Genomic DNA, 16611 nt, shown 5'->3' with positions numbered 1-16611 from the left:
CACCCGTAGACGACACCCTTATCCCGGCGAACCGACCAATTAGCACCTAATGAGTACCGAGACGCCGGACGCCACCGAGACCGAGGCGTTCGAGCGGGTCTGTGAGGAGCTGGTCGAGCGCATCCTCGCCGACGACATCGAGCGCGACGACCTAGAGAGTGCGAAGCTCGAGGTCTGCTCGGAGTTCTCCTCGCCGAAGGTGCCGAAGAACTCCGAACTGCTCGACTACGCGCCCGACGAGCGACGCGAGGACCTCCAGGAGGTCCTCCAGAACAAGCCCGTCCGCACCGCGTCGGGCGTCTCGCCGGTCGCAATCATGACCAGCCCGCACCAGTGTCCCCACGGCAAGTGTCTCTACTGTCCGGGCGGGCCCGGTTCGGAGTTCTCCTCCTCGCAGAGCTACACCGGCCACGAGCCGGCGGCCGCCCGCGGGGTCCAGAACGACTACGACCCGTACGGACAGGTCACCTTGCGGCTCGAACAGCTCCGGGAGATCGGCCACCCCGTCGACAAGGTCGAGCTCATCCTGATGGGCGGGACGATGACCGCCCGGAGCCACGACTACCAGGAGTGGTTCGTCAAGCGCGCGCTGGAGGCAATGAACGACTACGACGTGAACGGCGAGCCCGCGCCCGCCGAGGGCGAGAGCTTCGCCGAGGACCCCGACGAGGTCGAGTTCCGGTACCTCGAAGACGTCATCGCCGAAAACGAGACCAACGACGTCCGCAACATCGGCACTACCTTCGAGACCAAGCCCGACTGGTGTGATCCCGAGCAGATCGACCGGATGCTCGATCTGGGCGGGACGAAGGTCGAGGTGGGCGTCCAGACCACCTACGAGCGAATCAACCGCGAGATGCACCGGGGCCACGGCGTGCAGGCGTCGATCGACGCGAACCGGCGGCTCCGGGACGCCGCGTTCAAGGTCGGGTTCCACATGATGCCCGGCCAGCCCGGCATGTCCCAGGAGATGTGTCTGGAGGACTTCCGGCGGCTGTTCGAGGACGAGAAGTGGCGCCCGGACTACCTCAAGATCTACCCCACGCTGGTGGTCCGCGGGACCGCGACCTACGACTGGTGGCACCGCGACGAGTACGACCCGCTCACCAACGAGGAGGCCGCCGAGCTCGTCGCCGAGATCAAGTCGATGATCCCGAAGTACACCCGGCTCCAGCGGGTCCAGCGCGATATCCCCGCCGACTTCATCGACGCCGGCGTCTGGAAGTCGAACCTCCGCCAGCTCGCCCGAAAGCGCATGGACGAGCACGGCTGGAGCTGTGACTGTATCCGGTGTCGAGAGGTCGGGATGAACGACGAGAACCCCGAGAACGTCGAACTCGACGTCACGACCTACGAGGCCGCGGGCGGCACCGAACACTTCATCAGCTACGAGGATCCCGACAAGGACCTCCTGATCGGGTTCTGTCGGCTCCGGTTCCCGGGCGACCCCGTCCGTCGGGAGCTCACCGACGCCGCGCTCGTCCGGGAGCTCCACGTCTACGGCCCCATGGTCGAAGTCGGCGACGAGAGCCACGACTGGCAGCACAAGGGATACGGACGGAAGCTCCTCGGGAAGGCCGAGGGCCTCGCGGCCGACGCGGGCTACGACAAGGTCAGCGTCATCTCGGGGATCGGCGCCCGGGAGTACTATCGCGAGAAATTAGGGTACCATCAGGACGGGCCGTACGTTTCGAAGCGACTCTGAGGGCTTTTCGTCGACGTTTTGCAAGCGAGAGCGCGACCGGAAGTCGCGATCGAGCGCCGGAAAAGGTCGAGTGCTATCGCGAGAAATTAGGGTACCATCAGGACGGGCCGTACGTTTCGAAGCGACTCTGAGGGCTTTTCGTCGACGTTTTGCAAGCGAGAGCGCGACCGGAAGTCGCGCGAGGGCTGTTGACGGGCGAGCTCAGAGACACGGCGGGTCGCGCTCGACGTCTCGGAACTCGAATCGCGCACCGCCGGCGTCGCTCTCGGTCGCGGTACACTCCCAGCCGTAGACGTCGGCGAGCTCCTGAACGAACGCCAGCCCGAGGCCGGTTCCGCCCCCGTCGGCCGCGGTCGTGTAGCCGGCCTCGAACACCGCGTCGCGCTCGTCGGGCGGAATCCCGGCGCCGTCGTCGGCGACGTAGAACCCGGTCTGCAGGTCGCCGACCGTCACCGCCACACCGCGGCCGTCGCGCTCGGCGGCAGACGGCTGATCCCCCGTCGAACAGTGTTCCACGGCGTCATCGTCCTCCGGACGATTGCTCGTCGAGCCGTGCTCGACGGCGTTCTCGAAGAGGTTCCGGAACAGGTGGCGGACGTACGTCTCGTCCGCCCGAATCGTGCGGTCGACCGCGACTGTGAGCGTCGCGTCCGGGACCGAAAGCTCGTCCCACACGGAACGAGCGACCGCCGCGAGATCGACCGGCACTCGCTCGCCGACCGCTTCGGTGCCGCGGGTCAACACCAACATCACGTCGATCATGTCTTCGATACGGTCGAACGCCTCGGTGACGTACTCGACCGCCGTCGAGTCGGTTTCGTCGGGGAGCTGGCGGGTGTAGATCTGGCCGATCGTGACGGGGTTGCGGAGCTCGTGTGCGAGCATGCTCGCGAAGCTCTCGAGGCGCTCGTTCGAGGCTTCGAGTTCGTCGACCGCCGCTTCAAGCTTTCGCTCGCGCTCGACCTGCTCGGTGATGTCGCGTCCGACGCCCGCCAGAACGCGGTCGCCCGACGGGCTGTCGAGCGCCGAGGCGACGAACTCGAAGGGGACTCGATCGCCGGTCTTGGTCACGGTCTCGGCCTCGATCTGTACGCTCCCGTTCTCGAACCCCTCCCGGATCGCCGCCGCGACCCGCGCCCGATCCGACTCGTCGAAGAACTCGAGCGGGGACATCGAGGCGATCTCCTCGTCGCGGTAGCCCGTCACCGCGGGCACGCTGTCGTTCCACTGTCGGAACTGTCCGGACTCGTCGAGGATGTAGAACACGTCGTCGATCGCGTCGAGGACGGCGTCGATGTACTCCTGATACCGCTGGAGCCGCCGCTCGCGCTCCTTGCGTTCGGTTACGTCCTGCGACATCCCCAGTGCCGCGAAGACGTCGCCGGCGTCGTCCCGGACCGGGAGGAAGTGAAACCGGTAGGATCGGTCGCCGACCGCGGCCTCGAACTCCGAGGACTCGCCGTCGAGCGCCGCCTCGTAGCCCGGGACGACGACGTCCGCGAGCTCTTCGGGCAGTGATTCCCGGACGCCTTTGCCTTCGAGGTCCGTCCGGGTCAGCTCCTCGGTGCTCTCGGGCGAACCGCCAAAGACCTCGTACCGGAGGTCCGGGTCCACCAGCGCGACGGCGCCGTTCGGGAAGTTCTCGACCAGCGTCTCGTACTGCGAGCGGTACTCCTCGATCTCGCGCTCGCGTCGCTTGCGGTCGGTGATGTCCCGAAAGTAGACCGACAGCCCGGTCTCGGAGGGGTATGCCGAGACCTCGTACCACGCTTCGAGCGGTTCCGGGTAGTAGAACTCGAAGGCGGTCGGCTCCTGGGTCTCCATCGCGGTCCGGTACTCCTCGCCGAGCGTCGAGTCGGTCGCCCACTCGAACACCTCCCAGAAGTCCTGCCCGACGAGACCCGCGTCGCGGTAGTCGATGAGTTCCTCGGCGCGGTCGTTGACGTACGTGAACTGCCAGTCGTCGTCGAGCGCGTAGAACGCGTCGGAGATTCGCTCGAACATCTCGCGGAACTCGCTCTCGAGGCGGTCGGACTCGCCGCCGTCCGGCGGGACGCCGTCGAGGCCGGCCGTCGCGGGCTCGGGCGGCGCGTCGCCGTCGTCGGGGAGCCACCAGACGCGGCTCCGGGCGCCCACCTTCTTGGTTCGGATCGTCCCCCGGTCGGCCAGCGTATCGAGTTTGCTCAGCGCGGTCCGGCGAGTACATCCCACCTCCGCGGCGACCTCGCTTGCGGTCACCGGCTCGTCGCGGATTCCCGCGCGCTCGCTCGCGGCGAGTACCGCCTCGGGGCTGATTCGACCGGGAGTCATTGGACTCTCTCCGCCGGTCAGCGTCAAAAGCATTTCCTTGGAAGGAACGACCACCCAGCGTCCGACGGGTCGGCTCTCGGGGCGGTCGGTCCGGCCACCGAGTTCTTTACCGCGGGTCGGCTACCGGTTCCATGCGTCTCACCCTGCTCGGCTCGGGCGGCGACTCCCAGACCCCGATGCCGACCTGCGAGTGTCGCGTCTGTGACCCCGCCCGCGAGGAGGGCCTTCCCCACGCGAGATACGGCAACGCCACGTTCGTCCACGAGGCCGACGCCGTAGTGGACGCCCCCGAGTCCGTCTGGGCGATGCTCAACCGCGAGGACGTGCGCGACGTGGCGTACATCTTCCTCTCGCATCACCACATGGACCACGTCGGGGGCCTGCGCGTCGTCCAGGCGATTGGTCGCCCGCAGTACCCCCTCGACGACTGGGACAACGAGGACCCCGCCACCGTCGTGATGAGCGAGACCACCTACGACCGCATCGCCGACTCGCTCGATATCGAGGCCCAGTACGACGATCGGGGCTACGCCGAGTTCGAGTTTCTGGCCGACGGCGAGACGATGGCGCTCGGAGATGGCGTCGAAGTGACGGGGCTCGGCGCGCCCCTCGACCCCGGCGGTCCGGCGGACGCCGCGATGGGGTATCTGTTCGAGGAGAGCGACGACTCGGCGCTCGTCTCCCCCGACGAGACGACGTTTCTGGACCTCGAGAAGGTGCCCGAGGACCTCGACCTGTGGGTCAAAGAGTGTGGCATGTTCCGCGAGACGCCCGACGGCGACCCCATCCTGAGCGACGACCTGTGGGCCGACGAGCGCGACCACCAGACCACCTTCGACCAGACGCTCGAACAGGTCCGGACCGTCGACCCCGACCGCACCGTCCTCACCGAAATCGAGGAGATCTACCGGCGCCGCCCCGACGAGTACGCCCGACTGGCGACCGAGCACGCCGATCTCAGCGTCGAGTTCGGCCGCGACGGGATGGACATCGAACTCTGAACGCCCGGTCCCGGAGCCGGCCGGGGCCGAAGCGTTTTGGCCTCGACGCCCGTTCGGACCGTATGGAGTACTCGGGACTGGTGGTGGGCCGCGACCGGGCGACCACCGAGCGACTGCTGACGGTCGCCGTCGCGGTGTTCGTCGCCGTCTTCGTCTTCCACACCCCGCCGTCGGTTCTGGGGGTCGACCTCGCGGTCCGGCCGAATCTGGCGGTCCTGTTCGGGCTCGCGACGGTTCTGCCCGTCGCCGGGGCGTATCTCAACGACGGGGCGCTGGTCAGCGTCGCGCTCGCGGCGGGACCGGCCCTCGGGTTCTACGTCCCGCTGACGCTGTTCGAGCTTGTTTCCCCGAGCGAGTCGGTCCTGTGGGGGGTCGCGAGCGCCGCGACGTTCGCGGTGCCGCTCGGGCTCGTGGGGTTCGCGGTCGGCGCCGGAGCCCGACGGCTCGTGGCGCTGGCCCTGTGAGGGGCCGTCGAGTGGGTCGAACGGGCGCCGTCGCGCCCGACTCCGGGGGCGACGACCCGACGTAACGATAGGCCTTTCCCCCGCAACGGAAAACGGGTAGGCATGGACAGCAAGCGGGAACTGTCGAGCATCGACCTCGCGGCCGTGGTCGCGGAGCTCGGGGCCTACGAGGGTGCGAAGCTCGACAAGGCGTACCTCTACGGCGACGACCTCTTGCGACTCAAGATGCGGGATTTCGACCGCGGACGGGTCGAGCTCATCGTGGAGGTCGGCGAGAACAAGCGCGCCCACGTTTCCGCGCCCGAGAACGTACCCGACGCGCCGGGCCGGCCGCCGAACTTCGCCATGATGCTTCGCAACCGGCTGTCGGGCGCGGACTTCGCGGGCGTCGAGCAGTACGGCTTCGACCGGATTCTGGAGTTTCACTTCGAGCGTGACGACGAGGACACGACCATCGTCGCCGAGCTGTTCGGTCAGGGCAACCTCGCGGTCCTCGACGAGAGCCGCGAGGTCGTCGACAGCCTCGACACCGTCCGGCTCAAGTCCCGGACGGTCGCGCCCGGGAGCCAGTACGAGTTCCCCGACGAGCGCATCGATCCGCTGGACGTCGACTACGAGACGTTCGTCGCCTACATGGAGGAGTCGGACACCGACATCGTGCGGACGCTGGCGACCCAGCTCAACTTCGGCGGACTCTACGCCGAGGAGGTGTGTACGCGCGCCGGGGTCGAGAAGGGAATCGACATCGCCGACGCCGACGAGACCGACTACGAGGCGATCTTCGACGCCATCGAGCGGCTGGCCGACCCCGTGCGAGAGGCCCAGTTCGACCCCCGCGTCTATCGGGAGGACGGCCGGCCGGTGGACGTGACGCCGCTCCCGCTCGCGGAGTACGACGACCTCGAATCGGAGGCGTTCGACACCTTCAACGAGGCGGTCGACTTCTACTACCACAACCTCGAACCCGACGAGCCCGGCGACGCCGACCCCGGCGACCAGCGCCCCGACTTCGAGGCCGAGATCGAGAAACACCGCCGGATCATCGAACAGCAAGAGCAGGCGATCGAGGGGTTCGACGAGCAGGCCGACGCCGAGCGCGAGCGCGCAGAGCGCCTCTACGGTCACTACGGGCTGGCCGACGACATCCTCACCACGGTCCGGAACGCCCTCGAGGAGGGGACCTCGTGGGCGGAGATCGAAGCCCGGTTCGAGGAAGGCGCCCAGAAGGGGATCGAGGCCGCCGAGGCCGTCCGGCGCGTCGACCCCGAGTCGGGGGTCGTCACGGTCGAACTCGACGGCGTCGAGGTGCCCCTCGACGCCTCGATGGGCGTCGAGAAGAACGCCGACCGGCTCTACAAGGAGGCAAAGCGCATCGAAGACAAAAAGGAGGGCGCGAAGGCCGCGATCGAAGACACCCGCGAGGATCTGGCCGCGGCAAAGCGCCGCAGGGACGAGTGGGAGGCCGACCCCGACGACGAGCCCGACGACGAGGGCGACCGCGAGGACGTCGACTGGCTCTCGCGGCCCTCGATCCCGATCCGCAAACAGGAGCAGTGGTACGAGCGCTTCCGGTGGTTCCGCACGAGCGACGACTTCCTCGTGATCGGCGGCCGGAACGCCGACCAGAACGAGGAGCTCGTCCAGAAGTACATGGACGGCAACGACCTGTTCTTCCACGCGCAGGCCCACGGCGGCCCGGTGACGATCCTGAAGACCTCCGACCCGAGCGAGCCCTCCCGGGACGTGGACGTGCCCGACGCGAGCAAGCGGGAGGCCGCCCAGTTCGCGGTCTCGTACTCGTCGGTCTGGAAGGACGCTCGGTTCTCCGGGGACGCCTACATGGTGACCCCGGATCAGGTGAGCAAGACCCCCGAGAGCGGCGAGTACCTCGAAAAAGGCGGGTTCGCGATCCGCGGGGACCGCACATACTTCCGGGACGTGGCGGTCGGGGTCGCGGTCGGGATCGCCTGCGAGCCCCACACTCGGGTGCTCGGCGGGCCGCCCGAGGCGATCGTCCCGCGAGTCGAGACCCACGTCGAGGTCGAACCCGGCCGGTACGCCCAGAACGACGTCGGCAAGCGCATCTACCGGACGTTCCGCGAGCGCTTCGAGGACACCTCGTTCGTGCGGAAGGTCGCGAGCCCGGACCTGATACAGGAGTTCCTGCCCCCCGGCGGAAGCCGGACGAAAGACGACTGAGTCCGGTCGGCTCGCCCGACCCCGCCACACAACGGTTAAGCCCGTCGCGTGTGTCTGTACGTCAATCGAGCCGTTTCTCTCGATCCGGAGCCCACGATGTTCGAAACAGCACTCACGTATCTCGTAGAGAGCGACGACGGCGTCGAAACCACCCTGACCGGGAGTATCCTCACGCTGCTCGCGTGGCTCCTGATCCCGGCGATCGTCGTCGCGGGCTACTTCCAGCGCGCGCTCGCCGCCACGAACGCGGGCGAGCCCGCCCCGTCGTTCGGCGACTGGGGCGGCCTGTTCGGCGAGGGACTGCGAGCGATCGGCGTCGTGGTGGCGTACGCCGCGCTCCCGGTCGTCCTGCTGGGTGCGGTCTTGGCGAGCCTGCTCGCGTTCACGGTCGAGACGACCGTGGTGACAGACGCCGGCGTCGCGACCGATCCCCGGGCGGTCGTCGAGCCGGTGGCCTCGGCCGATCCCGGGCTCCTCGGAGTCGCGGTCGTCTTCGGCGGCCTCGCGCTCGCCGGCGTCACGGGACTGGTGGCGTGGTACGTCCTGCCCGCCGCGCTCGCCCGGCTGGCGGTCGAGGGGCGGTTCGGCGCGGCGTTCGAGCTCCGCGAGCTCGCGAGCGTCGTCGCGACCGCCCCGTACGCGACCGGCTGGCTGCTCGCGCTCGCCGTGCTCGTCGTCGACGGCGCCGTCGTCGGCGCGCTGGCGTCGATCCCGTTCCTCGGGTGGGCGCTCGCCCCGTTCGCGATCTTCTACTTCACCGCCGTCGCCGTCTCGCTCTACGGACAGGGCTACCGCGAGGCGACCCGGGCCGGCGGTCGCGAGGCCGCCGGGGATCGCCGGACAGTCGCGTAGTCCGACGACCCCGAGTAGTCAGACCTATCTTCCCGCGTCCGAATGCTCGACCGTGTTCCGCGAGGCGCTCACGTACCCCGGTCGGGCCGACGAGGAGACCCTGCTTGCCGGGGCGGCGCTCGCCGTCGCCGCCGGACTGTTCGCTCGCCTCGGCGCGCTCGCGGTGCTGGCGGTCCCGGCGGTGGTGTTGCTCGCCGGCTACGCGCTCGCCGTGATCCGGACGACAGCCCAGGGCGCGGCCGAGCCGCCCGCGTTCGCCGACCTCCGGACGCTGGCACGCGACGGCGCGCGCGCGCTGGCGGTCGCGGTCGGCTACCTGCTCGTTCCGGGCCTCGCCCTCGGGGTCACGCTCGACGGTGCGGCCGCCGCCGGGCGCCCCGAGACGCCGGCGACGAGCGTCTTCGTCTTCGGCGCGGGGACGGCGTTACTCTTCGTCTCGGCCGGTCTCGCGTACCTGTTGCCCGCGGCGCTCGCCGCGACCGCCGAGCGTCGGTCGCTCCGCGGTGCGCTGGATTCGAGCGCGCTCCGGACCGGCGCGACCGACGGGGGCTACTTCGTGGCGTGGACGTTCGCGCTAATTCTGCTCGCGGTCGGCGGTACCGCGGGGTTCGCGCTCGCCGGCTTGGGCCGGGTCGGCGAGCTGGTCGGGCTCGCGGTCGGCGCCTACGCGCTCGTCGCGGTCGCTCGCCTCGCGGGGCTGGGCGCGCGGGCGGCCGGCGGCGTCGACCGCAGGTGACTTATCGACCGGCGGCCCACGTCGACACATGCGAATCCAGAGCCGCCAGCGCGTCGAGGGCGGCGGCGAGCGCATCTCGCTCGTCCCCGAGAGCCTCGACGACCTCTGGCATCTCACCTACGTGCTCGAACCCGGCGACCGGGTGTCGGGCGACACCACCCGGCGCATCCAGCGCAACGACGACCAGATGCGCGACACCGGCGGCGAGCGCGAGCACATGTACGTCACCATCGAGGTCGACGACGTGGAGTTCCACAAGTTCGCCAACCGGCTCCGGGTGAGCGGCACCATCGCCGACTGCTCGCGGGAAGATCAGCTCGACCAGCACCACACCCTCAACGTCGAGGAGACCAAAGAGATCGAGATCGAAAAACGCTGGAAGCGCGACCAGCTCGACCGACTCGAAGAGGCCGAGGCGGCCACCGACAACCCCGACGTGGCCATCGCCACCGTCGAGGAGGGCAAGGCACACATCCACGCCGTCACCCAGTACGGCGCCGACGAGCAGGGGGAGTTCTCGGGGACGACCGGCAAGGGCGAGTACGCCCGCGGTCGCGACGAGCTGTTCGCCGAACTCACCGACGCGCTCGCGCGGATGGACGTCGACGCGATCGTGCTCGCCGGTCCGGGGTTCACCAAGCAGGACGCCTACGACTACATCGAGGAAAACGCGCCCGACCTCACCGAGAAGATCTCGACGGTCGACACCAGCGCGGTCGGCGACCGGGGCGTCCACGAGGTGCTCAAGCGCGGCGCGGTCGAGGAGGTCCAACAGGAGACCCGGATCGCCGAGGAGGCCGAACTCATCGACGAACTCACCAAGCGCATCGGCGAGGGCGCGAGGGTCGCGTACGGCATCGATCAGGTCGAGAAGGCCGCCGACTTCGGCGCGATCGAGCACCTCCTGATCCTCGACGAGCGACTCCGGGCCGAGCGCGGCGGCGAGGGCGAGTGGGACCTCGACGTCAACGACCTCATCACGTCGGTCGAGCGCAAGGGCGGGGACGTGACCGTCTTCTCCAGCGAGTTCGCCCCCGGCGATCAGCTCTCGGGGTTCGGCGGGATCGCGGCGCTGTTGCGCTACCGCCTGGAGTGATCACACCTCGATCGACCGGAGGTCCTCGGCGAACCGCACGTCGCCGTCGTAGGCGGCTTCGATCGACTGGAGCATCTCCTCGTGGCGACCGTCGGTGTGGGGGTAGAGGTGGGTCAGAAACACCGTCTCGACCCGGGTCTCCGAGTCGGCGAGCGCCCGGCCGAGCTGGGTCGGCGTCGGGTGGTTGTCGACGTCGACGTCGTCGGGGAACGAGCAGTCGTGGACCAGCGCCGAACAGCCGTCGGCGAAGTTCGCCAGCCCCTCGAACGCCTCGCTGTCGGCGCCGAAGGTGACCGCGTCGCCGAAGCGGTAGGCCAGACACGGCACCGAGTGGCGGGTCTCGAACCCTTCGATCTCGAATCCCGCCGCCTCGAAGCCGTGCTCGCCGACCTCCCGGACCTGCAGATCGACCCGGCCCTCGAGGTAGTCGTGGACCCCGAGCAGGTCGTCGACGAAGTCTTTCGTGCCCGCCGGGCCGACGACTTCGAGGTGGTCTTCGCCCGCGAGCCACCGGGCTTTCAACAGCGGCAGGAGGTCCGCGACGTGATCGAGGTGGTGGTGAGTCAAAAGCACCGTCGAGATCGCCTCGTAGCCGACGCCCGACTGCTGGAGGCGGTGGAGGATCCCGCTCCCGCAGTCCACGAGGAGGGTGCGGTCGTCGTCCTCGACCACGAGGCCGGTCTGGTAGCGCTCGCCCGTCGGCATCGCACTCCCGGTTCCGAGAAACGTGACTCGCATGTGGGAACCGGCGGGTCGGACCCGGTTAACGGCTTCGGGTGCGCGCCCTATCGCCAGTTATTCGGGGGCCCGTGGCACGGCCGGCGACCGACGGCCAGCCTGGGGCCCTTTCGCCCGAATCGCTCTCGGTATCCCGGCCTCAGAAACCGGCTCGCTGGTCGCTCACCGGCGCATCGGGGACCGACCCGAATCTCTTTAAGTAGTACGTGTGATGGCGCGACCGCTCCTAAGCAGAGCAGGAAGCTGTCTCGGATCGGAATACACTTCCACAAGGTGGCATAAATTTAAATACTATTTTCGCTTGCCTCCTCCGAGGAGGTATCGAACCGAACTCCCCCACACCGCAGGCGATCGACCGGTGGCGGTTTCACTTTCACTCCGGTGGCCAAACGGTCTTATGCGCCGGGTCCCAACCGTGGGTAAATGGGAGCCCGCGAGTTGCTGGCGCGCGGGGAGAACGACTTCGACCCGGAATCGGTCGAGATAGACGACGCCCCGGTGCTGGAGTCGCTGGAACCCGCGGTCCGGGAGTGGTGGGTCGATCGGTTCGGCGAGTTCGTCCCGGAGAACGGCGGCTTCTTCACGCCGCCCCAGAAGGAGGCGATCCCGCTTGTCCGCGAGCGCGAGAACGCGCTGGTGGCCTCCCCGACCGGGAGCGGGAAGACGCTGGCGTCGTTCACGGCGATACTCAACGAACTGTTCCGCCGCGAACGCGAGGAGGGACTCGAAAACTCCGTCTACTGCCTGTACGTCTCGCCGCTCAAGTCGCTTGCCAACGACATCCACCGGAATCTGGAGGTACCCCTCTCGGGGATCGCGGCGCGGGCCGACGGCGACCCCGAGATCCGCCACGCCATCCGGCACGGCGACACCGAGGACTCGGCGCGCCAGCGGATGCTCGAGGAGACGCCACACATCCTGAACACGACTCCCGAGACGCTCGCGATCTTGCTCAACTCCCCGAAGTTCAAGCGGAAGCTCGAAACCGTCGAGTACGTCGTCGTCGACGAGATTCACAGCCTCGCCGGCGGCAAGCGAGGCACCCACCTCGCGGTGAGCCTCGAGCGACTGGAGAACATGACCGAGTCGTCGCCGACCCGGATCGGCTGTTCGGCGACCGTCGAGCCCCTCGACACCATCGCGGAGTTCCTCGTCGGCCGGGAGCCGAGCGCTGGCGCGGACGACGGCGACGGCGCTTCGACCGCGCCGGTCGGACCGCCCCGCGACTGCGAGATCGTCGACACCCGGTTCGTCCGGGAGTTCGACATCGAGCTCCGGTGTCCGACCGACGACCTCGTGAACACGCCCCGGGAGGTCGTCACCGACCGGTTCTACGACCAACTCCACGATCTGATCGGGGAGCACACCAACACGCTGGTGTTCACCAACACCCGGTCGGGGGCCGAGCGCGTCCTCCAGAACCTCCGGGAGCGCTACGACGCCTACGACGAGTCTAACTCGGGCTGTCACCACGGCAGTCTCTCGAAGGAGGCCCGCCAGTCGATCGAGGCCGACCTCAAGACCGGGAGCCTCGACGTGGTGACCACTTCGACCAGCCTCGAACTCGGCATCGACATGCCTTACATCGATCTGGTGGTGCAGGTCGGCTCCCCGAAGTCGGTGGCGTCGCTCCTCCAGCGCGTCGGACGGGCGGGCCACCAGCTGGGCCAGACGGTCACCGGTCGGGTCGTGGCGCTCGACCGCGACGAACTCGTCGAGTGTGCGGTCATGCTCAAGAAGGCCCAAGAGGGGTTCGTCGACCGGGTGTTCGTCCCCGAGGAGGCCTACGACGTCGCGGCCCAGCACGTCTACGGGATGGCGATAAACGCGGTCCGGCCCGAGCGAGAGGTCCGGGAGACGCTCCGGCGGGCCTACCCGTACCGGGGGTTCGACGACGGCCAGTTCGAGACGCTGTTCCGGTATCTCACCTCGGACTACGAGGGGCTCGAAGACAAGAACGTCTACGCGAAGATCTGGCGCGACGACAACGACCCGCCCGACGGCGAGTACCACTACCCCGAGTACGACGTGGGCGAGGCGCTGGTCGGCAAGCGCGGCCGGCTGGCTCGGGTCATCTACATGACCAACATCGGAACCATCCCCGACTCGTTCACCTGCGACGTGTTCACCCGCGCCGACGACGAGTGGGTCGGCGACCTCGACGAGTCGTATCTCGACACCTTGGAGAAAGGCGACGTGTTCGTCCTCGGCGGCCAGAACTTCGAGTTCCGGTACCGACGTGGCTCGAAGGTGTACGCCGATCGGACCAACGCCCGGCCGACGGTCCCGTCGTGGTTCTCCGAGCGACTCCCGCTGTCCTACGACCTCGGTCGGGGGATCCTCGCGTTTCAGGCCGACCTCCTCGATCGCTTCGAGAAGCGCGGTCGGCCGGCGGTCCGGGTGTGGCTCCGGGAGTTCCCGCTCGACGAGAACAGCGTCCGGGCGATCGCCCGGATGTTCGACGAGCAGGTCCGGTACGCCGGCCCCGCGAGCGTCGCGACCGACGCGCGGCTCCCGGTCGAGGTCGAACTCGACCGGTCGGAGTACGAGCGCCGGTACTACGTCCACTCGAACTACGGCCGGCAGTTCAACGACGGCCTCTCGCGACTGGTCGCCTACCGGTGTGCCAACGCCGCCAACACCAACGTCTCGGTCGCGGTCGCCGACCACGGTTTCACGGTGTCGATGCCGCTGAACCGGAAGGTCGACGTGGCCCAGATCGTCCGGGACATCGACCCCGACGACGTGCGGCCGGACCTCCGGGCGGCGCTCGGGGGCACCGAACTCCTCCAGCGGTACTTCCGGATCAACGCGACTCGGGCGCTGATGATCCTCAAACGCTACAAGGGCTACGAGAAGTCCGCGAGCGAACAGCAGATCTCGAGCGAGATGCTCCTCGGGTTCGCCGAGGAGTTAGACGGGTTCGCGGTCGTCGAGGAGACCTACCGCGAGATCGTCGAGGACAAACTGGCGGTGTCGGCGATCGAGGACGTGATCGCCGACGTGCGGGCCGGCGACATCGAGGTCGTCCAACACCGAGTCGACTCCCCGACGCCGAAGGCGTTCGGACTCGCCACCCTGATGGCGAGCGACGTGGTGCTCGCCGAGGACGAGAGCGCGGTCCTCCAGGAGTTCCACGATCGGGTCCTCGACGAGATCGGCGACGACTACGAGTACGACGCCGGGAGCGGCGCGTCGGCCGCGGAGTGACGCACGAAAAGAACCGTTCGGCGATTCGGACCGGTGGGTCGACACGCCGGCCCGACGACGCGGAGACGGGCCGACTCGGTCGAGCGCCGCCCGGTCAGTCGTCGGTCGGGGCGGGGCTCTCGGAGACCTCGTCGACGGTCTCCTCGGGCGGCGCGTCGAACAGCGGACTCTGGTCGCCGGGCGTGAGCGTGTTGAACACCAGCGCCGTGAGCGCGGTCACCACGACGGGCTCGCCGAAGAACGTCTGGGCGGCCTGCGGGAGGCCCTGGAGCGCGTCGGGGCGGGTCGCGACCCCGAGCCCGAGCCCGAGCGAGGTCGCGAGGATGACCATGTTCCGCCGGTCGAGGTCGACGTGGAGAAAGACGAGCCGCGCCCCGCTGGCGGCGACCATCCCGGCCATCAGCAACACCGCGCCGCCGAACACCGCGCTCGGGATGGTAGCGACCGCGGCGCCGACCTTCGGGCTGAGTCCCAGCACGGCGAGGATCACTCCGGCGACGCCGACGACGTGGCGGCTCATCACGCCGGTGAAGTTGACGATGCCGGCGTTCTGGGAGAACGAGGTGACGGGGAACGCACCGAAGGCCGCCCCGATCGAACTCAGCAGGCCGTCGGTGAACAGCCCGCCCCGGAGTTCGTCGTTGTCGGGGTTTCGCCCCTCGGCGGCCGTGATGCCCGACATGTCGCCGACCGTCTCCATCGCCGACACCAGAAACAGGAACGCGAAGGTGACGATCGGGACCGGTTCGAACGCGAAGCCGAACGCGCCCGGCTGGGGCACCGCGACCCACGACGCCGCCCCGACGGGCCCGAAGTCGACCAGTCCGATCCCGAGCGCGGCGACGTAGCCGACCGCCAGCCCCACCAGCGTGCTCAGTAGGCGCGTGACGCCGTCGGTAAAGAGGTTGAGCCCGACCGAGACGAAAAGCACCAGCGCGGCCAGCCCCACGTTGTGGAGCGCGCCGTAGTCGCTCGCGCCGACGCCGCCGGCCGAGTAGTCCATCGCGACCGGGATCAGGTAGAGCCCGATGATGAGGACCACGAGTCCGGTCACCAGCGGCGGGAAGAAGGGTTTGATGCGTTTGAACTGCCAGCCGATCAGCCCCTCGACCGCGAAGCCGGCGACGAGTATCGCGCCGAACACCGCGCCGAGCCCGTAGTTCACGCCGATGGTCGAGGCCGCGCCCACGAAGGTGAAACTGGTCCCCATCACGATCGGGAGGCGCGCGCCGACCGGCCCGACGGTGTACGCCTGTACCACGGTCGCCAGCCCGGAGAACAGCAACACCATCTGGACGATGTAGGCGGTGTTGGCGGCGTCCAGCCCGACCGCGCCCGCGACGATGTACGCGACCGCGGTCGCCGGCACGATCATCACCGCGACGTGCTGTACCCCGAGCAGGAGCGACTTCGCCAGCGGCGGTCGCTCGTCGAGGTCGTACTCGATGTCTATCTCTCCGTCCGTCTCGCTCGACATTGTGTACGCCCCACGAGACGGTCGCCCTCAATAATAGTTCCGCGTTCGAGCGTATATTCGGGCCCTGAATGCAGAGATATGGGCAAATTCGTGCATAAGAATCTGGCGACCCGCAGAGACCGACGGCGCGGTTCGCCGATCACCGTCGCGCGCTCGGCGTCCGCGACGGCCGGACCTGCGGGTCAGTGGATGGTCACTTCGTAGTCCTCGACCGAGATGTCGACGAGGCTGGTCGCCTCGTAGTCGGTGTCGTCGAGCGCCGATCCGCCGACTTTCCGGATGACCACCGCGATGTCGGCGATCTCGGCGCCGATGTCGTCGAGCGCGTCGGTGATGCCCACCAGCGTGCCACCGGTCGACAGCAAGTCGTCGACGATCAGCACGCGGTCGCCCGCCTCGACGTCGTTGATGAACATCTCTGACTCCGAGTAGCCGGTGGTCTGGTGGAGCGCGACCTCGCCGTCGAGGCCGTACTCGCGCTTGCGGATGACCACGAGGGGCACGTCGGTCTGGAGCGACAGCGCGGTCGCGATGTGGATCCCCATCGCCTCGGGCGCGACGATCTTGTCCACGTCGAGATCGGCCGCCTGCGTGATCCCGACCACGACCTCCCGGAGCAGTTCGGGTTCGAGCATCGGCACCCCGTTGCTGATGGGGTGGACGAGGTACTGGTAGCCGTCCTTGTCGACGATCGGTGCGTCGTGGAGCGACTCGCGTAGCTTCTCCATGGCGCGTGTTCGGACAACCGCTCCAAAAACCGTTCGCTCTCCGCCCACGGAGACCGCGGGCACGCGACGCGGTCGGACCTCGTCGGCGACGCCGC

At 68.5% G+C, this 16611-nt stretch carries 12 protein-coding genes; 8 read left to right on the top strand and 4 right to left on the bottom strand.

Annotation, left to right across the window (positions count from 1 at the left end):
• The first annotated feature begins 49 nt into the window (after positions 1-49).
• Complete coding sequence (locus tag EPY72_RS15775) at positions 50-1705, top strand: tRNA uridine(34) 5-carboxymethylaminomethyl modification radical SAM/GNAT enzyme Elp3 (RefSeq protein ID WP_135807046.1); 1656 nt, start codon at positions 50-52, stop codon at positions 1703-1705.
• Positions 1706-1906: 201 nt separating this feature from the next.
• Here the strand turns inward: EPY72_RS15775 and EPY72_RS15770 are convergent, their stop codons facing one another.
• On the bottom strand, positions 1907-4015 hold the full coding sequence (locus EPY72_RS15770; RefSeq protein ID WP_168216057.1) for a PAS domain-containing protein: 2109 nt from the start codon (positions 4013-4015) through the stop codon (positions 1907-1909).
• Between the two features lie 131 nt (positions 4016-4146).
• Here EPY72_RS15770 and EPY72_RS15765 point away from each other — a divergent pair, with 131 nt between their 5' ends.
• The 6 genes from EPY72_RS15765 (at position 4147) to EPY72_RS15740 (ending at position 10363) form a co-directional block, all read left to right on the top strand.
• On the top strand, positions 4147-5016 hold the full coding sequence (locus EPY72_RS15765; RefSeq protein ID WP_135807044.1) for an MBL fold metallo-hydrolase: 870 nt from the start codon (positions 4147-4149) through the stop codon (positions 5014-5016).
• A gap of 62 nt (positions 5017-5078) precedes the next feature.
• The gene (locus tag EPY72_RS15760; RefSeq protein ID WP_135807043.1) at positions 5079-5480 is read left to right on the top strand and encodes a hypothetical protein; all 402 of its coding nucleotides are present in this window, start codon (positions 5079-5081) and stop codon (positions 5478-5480) included.
• 102 nt (positions 5481-5582) lie between these two features.
• Positions 5583-7679 carry a ribosome rescue protein RqcH gene (gene rqcH, locus EPY72_RS15755; RefSeq protein WP_135807042.1) on the top strand — a complete coding sequence of 699 codons (2097 nt, stop codon included), beginning with the start codon at positions 5583-5585 and terminating at the stop codon, positions 7677-7679.
• Positions 7680-7775: 96 nt separating this feature from the next.
• Positions 7776-8531: a DUF4013 domain-containing protein gene (locus EPY72_RS15750; protein ID WP_135807041.1), complete on the top strand. Its 756-nt coding sequence runs from the start codon at positions 7776-7778 to the stop codon at positions 8529-8531.
• A gap of 52 nt (positions 8532-8583) precedes the next feature.
• Complete coding sequence (locus EPY72_RS15745) at positions 8584-9267, top strand: DUF4013 domain-containing protein (protein WP_167599485.1); 684 nt, start codon at positions 8584-8586, stop codon at positions 9265-9267.
• Between the two features lie 28 nt (positions 9268-9295).
• Positions 9296-10363 carry an mRNA surveillance protein pelota gene (locus EPY72_RS15740; protein ID WP_135807040.1) on the top strand — a complete coding sequence of 356 codons (1068 nt, stop codon included), beginning with the start codon at positions 9296-9298 and terminating at the stop codon, positions 10361-10363.
• On the opposite strand, the gene EPY72_RS15735 is transcribed toward EPY72_RS15740, so the two are convergent.
• Positions 10364-11101, bottom strand: a complete 738-nt coding sequence (locus tag EPY72_RS15735) for an MBL fold metallo-hydrolase (RefSeq protein ID WP_134671828.1) — start codon at positions 11099-11101, stop codon at positions 10364-10366.
• Between the two features lie 423 nt (positions 11102-11524).
• Between EPY72_RS15735 and EPY72_RS15730 the strand changes: the two genes are divergently transcribed.
• Positions 11525-14311, top strand: a complete 2787-nt coding sequence (locus tag EPY72_RS15730; protein WP_135807039.1) for an ATP-dependent helicase — start codon at positions 11525-11527, stop codon at positions 14309-14311.
• 94 nt (positions 14312-14405) lie between these two features.
• Here the strand turns inward: EPY72_RS15730 and EPY72_RS15725 are convergent, their stop codons facing one another.
• Positions 14406-15788: a uracil-xanthine permease family protein gene (locus EPY72_RS15725; protein WP_135807038.1), complete on the bottom strand. Its 1383-nt coding sequence runs from the start codon at positions 15786-15788 to the stop codon at positions 14406-14408.
• A gap of 182 nt (positions 15789-15970) precedes the next feature.
• Positions 15971-16516, bottom strand: coding sequence for a hypoxanthine/guanine phosphoribosyltransferase (gene hpt, locus EPY72_RS15720; RefSeq protein ID WP_135807037.1), 546 nt, complete (start codon positions 16514-16516; stop codon positions 15971-15973).
• Between the last annotated feature and the right edge of the window lie 95 nt (positions 16517-16611).

This window comes from Halorussus marinus (assembly GCF_004765795.1).
Lineage (GTDB): Archaea > Halobacteriota > Halobacteria > Halobacteriales > Haladaptataceae > Halorussus > Halorussus marinus.
This window is presented reverse-complemented; position numbering and strand designations above follow the sequence as displayed.

Excerpts from the sequence above, each read along its gene's own strand:
- EPY72_RS15775 (WP_135807046.1), top strand. The coding sequence starts at position 50 with ATGAGTACCGAGACGCCGGACGCCACCGAGACCGAGGCGTTCGAGCGG.
- EPY72_RS15770 (WP_168216057.1), bottom strand. The coding sequence starts at position 4,015 with ATGACTCCCGGTCGAATCAGCCCCGAGGCGGTACTCGCCGCGAGCGAG.
- EPY72_RS15765 (WP_135807044.1), top strand. The coding sequence starts at position 4,147 with ATGCGTCTCACCCTGCTCGGCTCGGGCGGCGACTCCCAGACCCCGATG.
- EPY72_RS15760 (WP_135807043.1), top strand. The coding sequence starts at position 5,079 with ATGGAGTACTCGGGACTGGTGGTGGGCCGCGACCGGGCGACCACCGAG.
- rqcH (WP_135807042.1), top strand. The coding sequence starts at position 5,583 with ATGGACAGCAAGCGGGAACTGTCGAGCATCGACCTCGCGGCCGTGGTC.
- EPY72_RS15750 (WP_135807041.1), top strand. The coding sequence starts at position 7,776 with ATGTTCGAAACAGCACTCACGTATCTCGTAGAGAGCGACGACGGCGTC.
- EPY72_RS15740 (WP_135807040.1), top strand. The coding sequence starts at position 9,296 with ATGCGAATCCAGAGCCGCCAGCGCGTCGAGGGCGGCGGCGAGCGCATC.
- EPY72_RS15735 (WP_134671828.1), bottom strand. The coding sequence starts at position 11,101 with ATGCGAGTCACGTTTCTCGGAACCGGGAGTGCGATGCCGACGGGCGAG.
- EPY72_RS15730 (WP_135807039.1), top strand. The coding sequence starts at position 11,525 with ATGGGAGCCCGCGAGTTGCTGGCGCGCGGGGAGAACGACTTCGACCCG.
- EPY72_RS15725 (WP_135807038.1), bottom strand. The coding sequence starts at position 15,788 with ATGTCGAGCGAGACGGACGGAGAGATAGACATCGAGTACGACCTCGAC.
- hpt (WP_135807037.1), bottom strand. The coding sequence starts at position 16,516 with ATGGAGAAGCTACGCGAGTCGCTCCACGACGCACCGATCGTCGACAAG.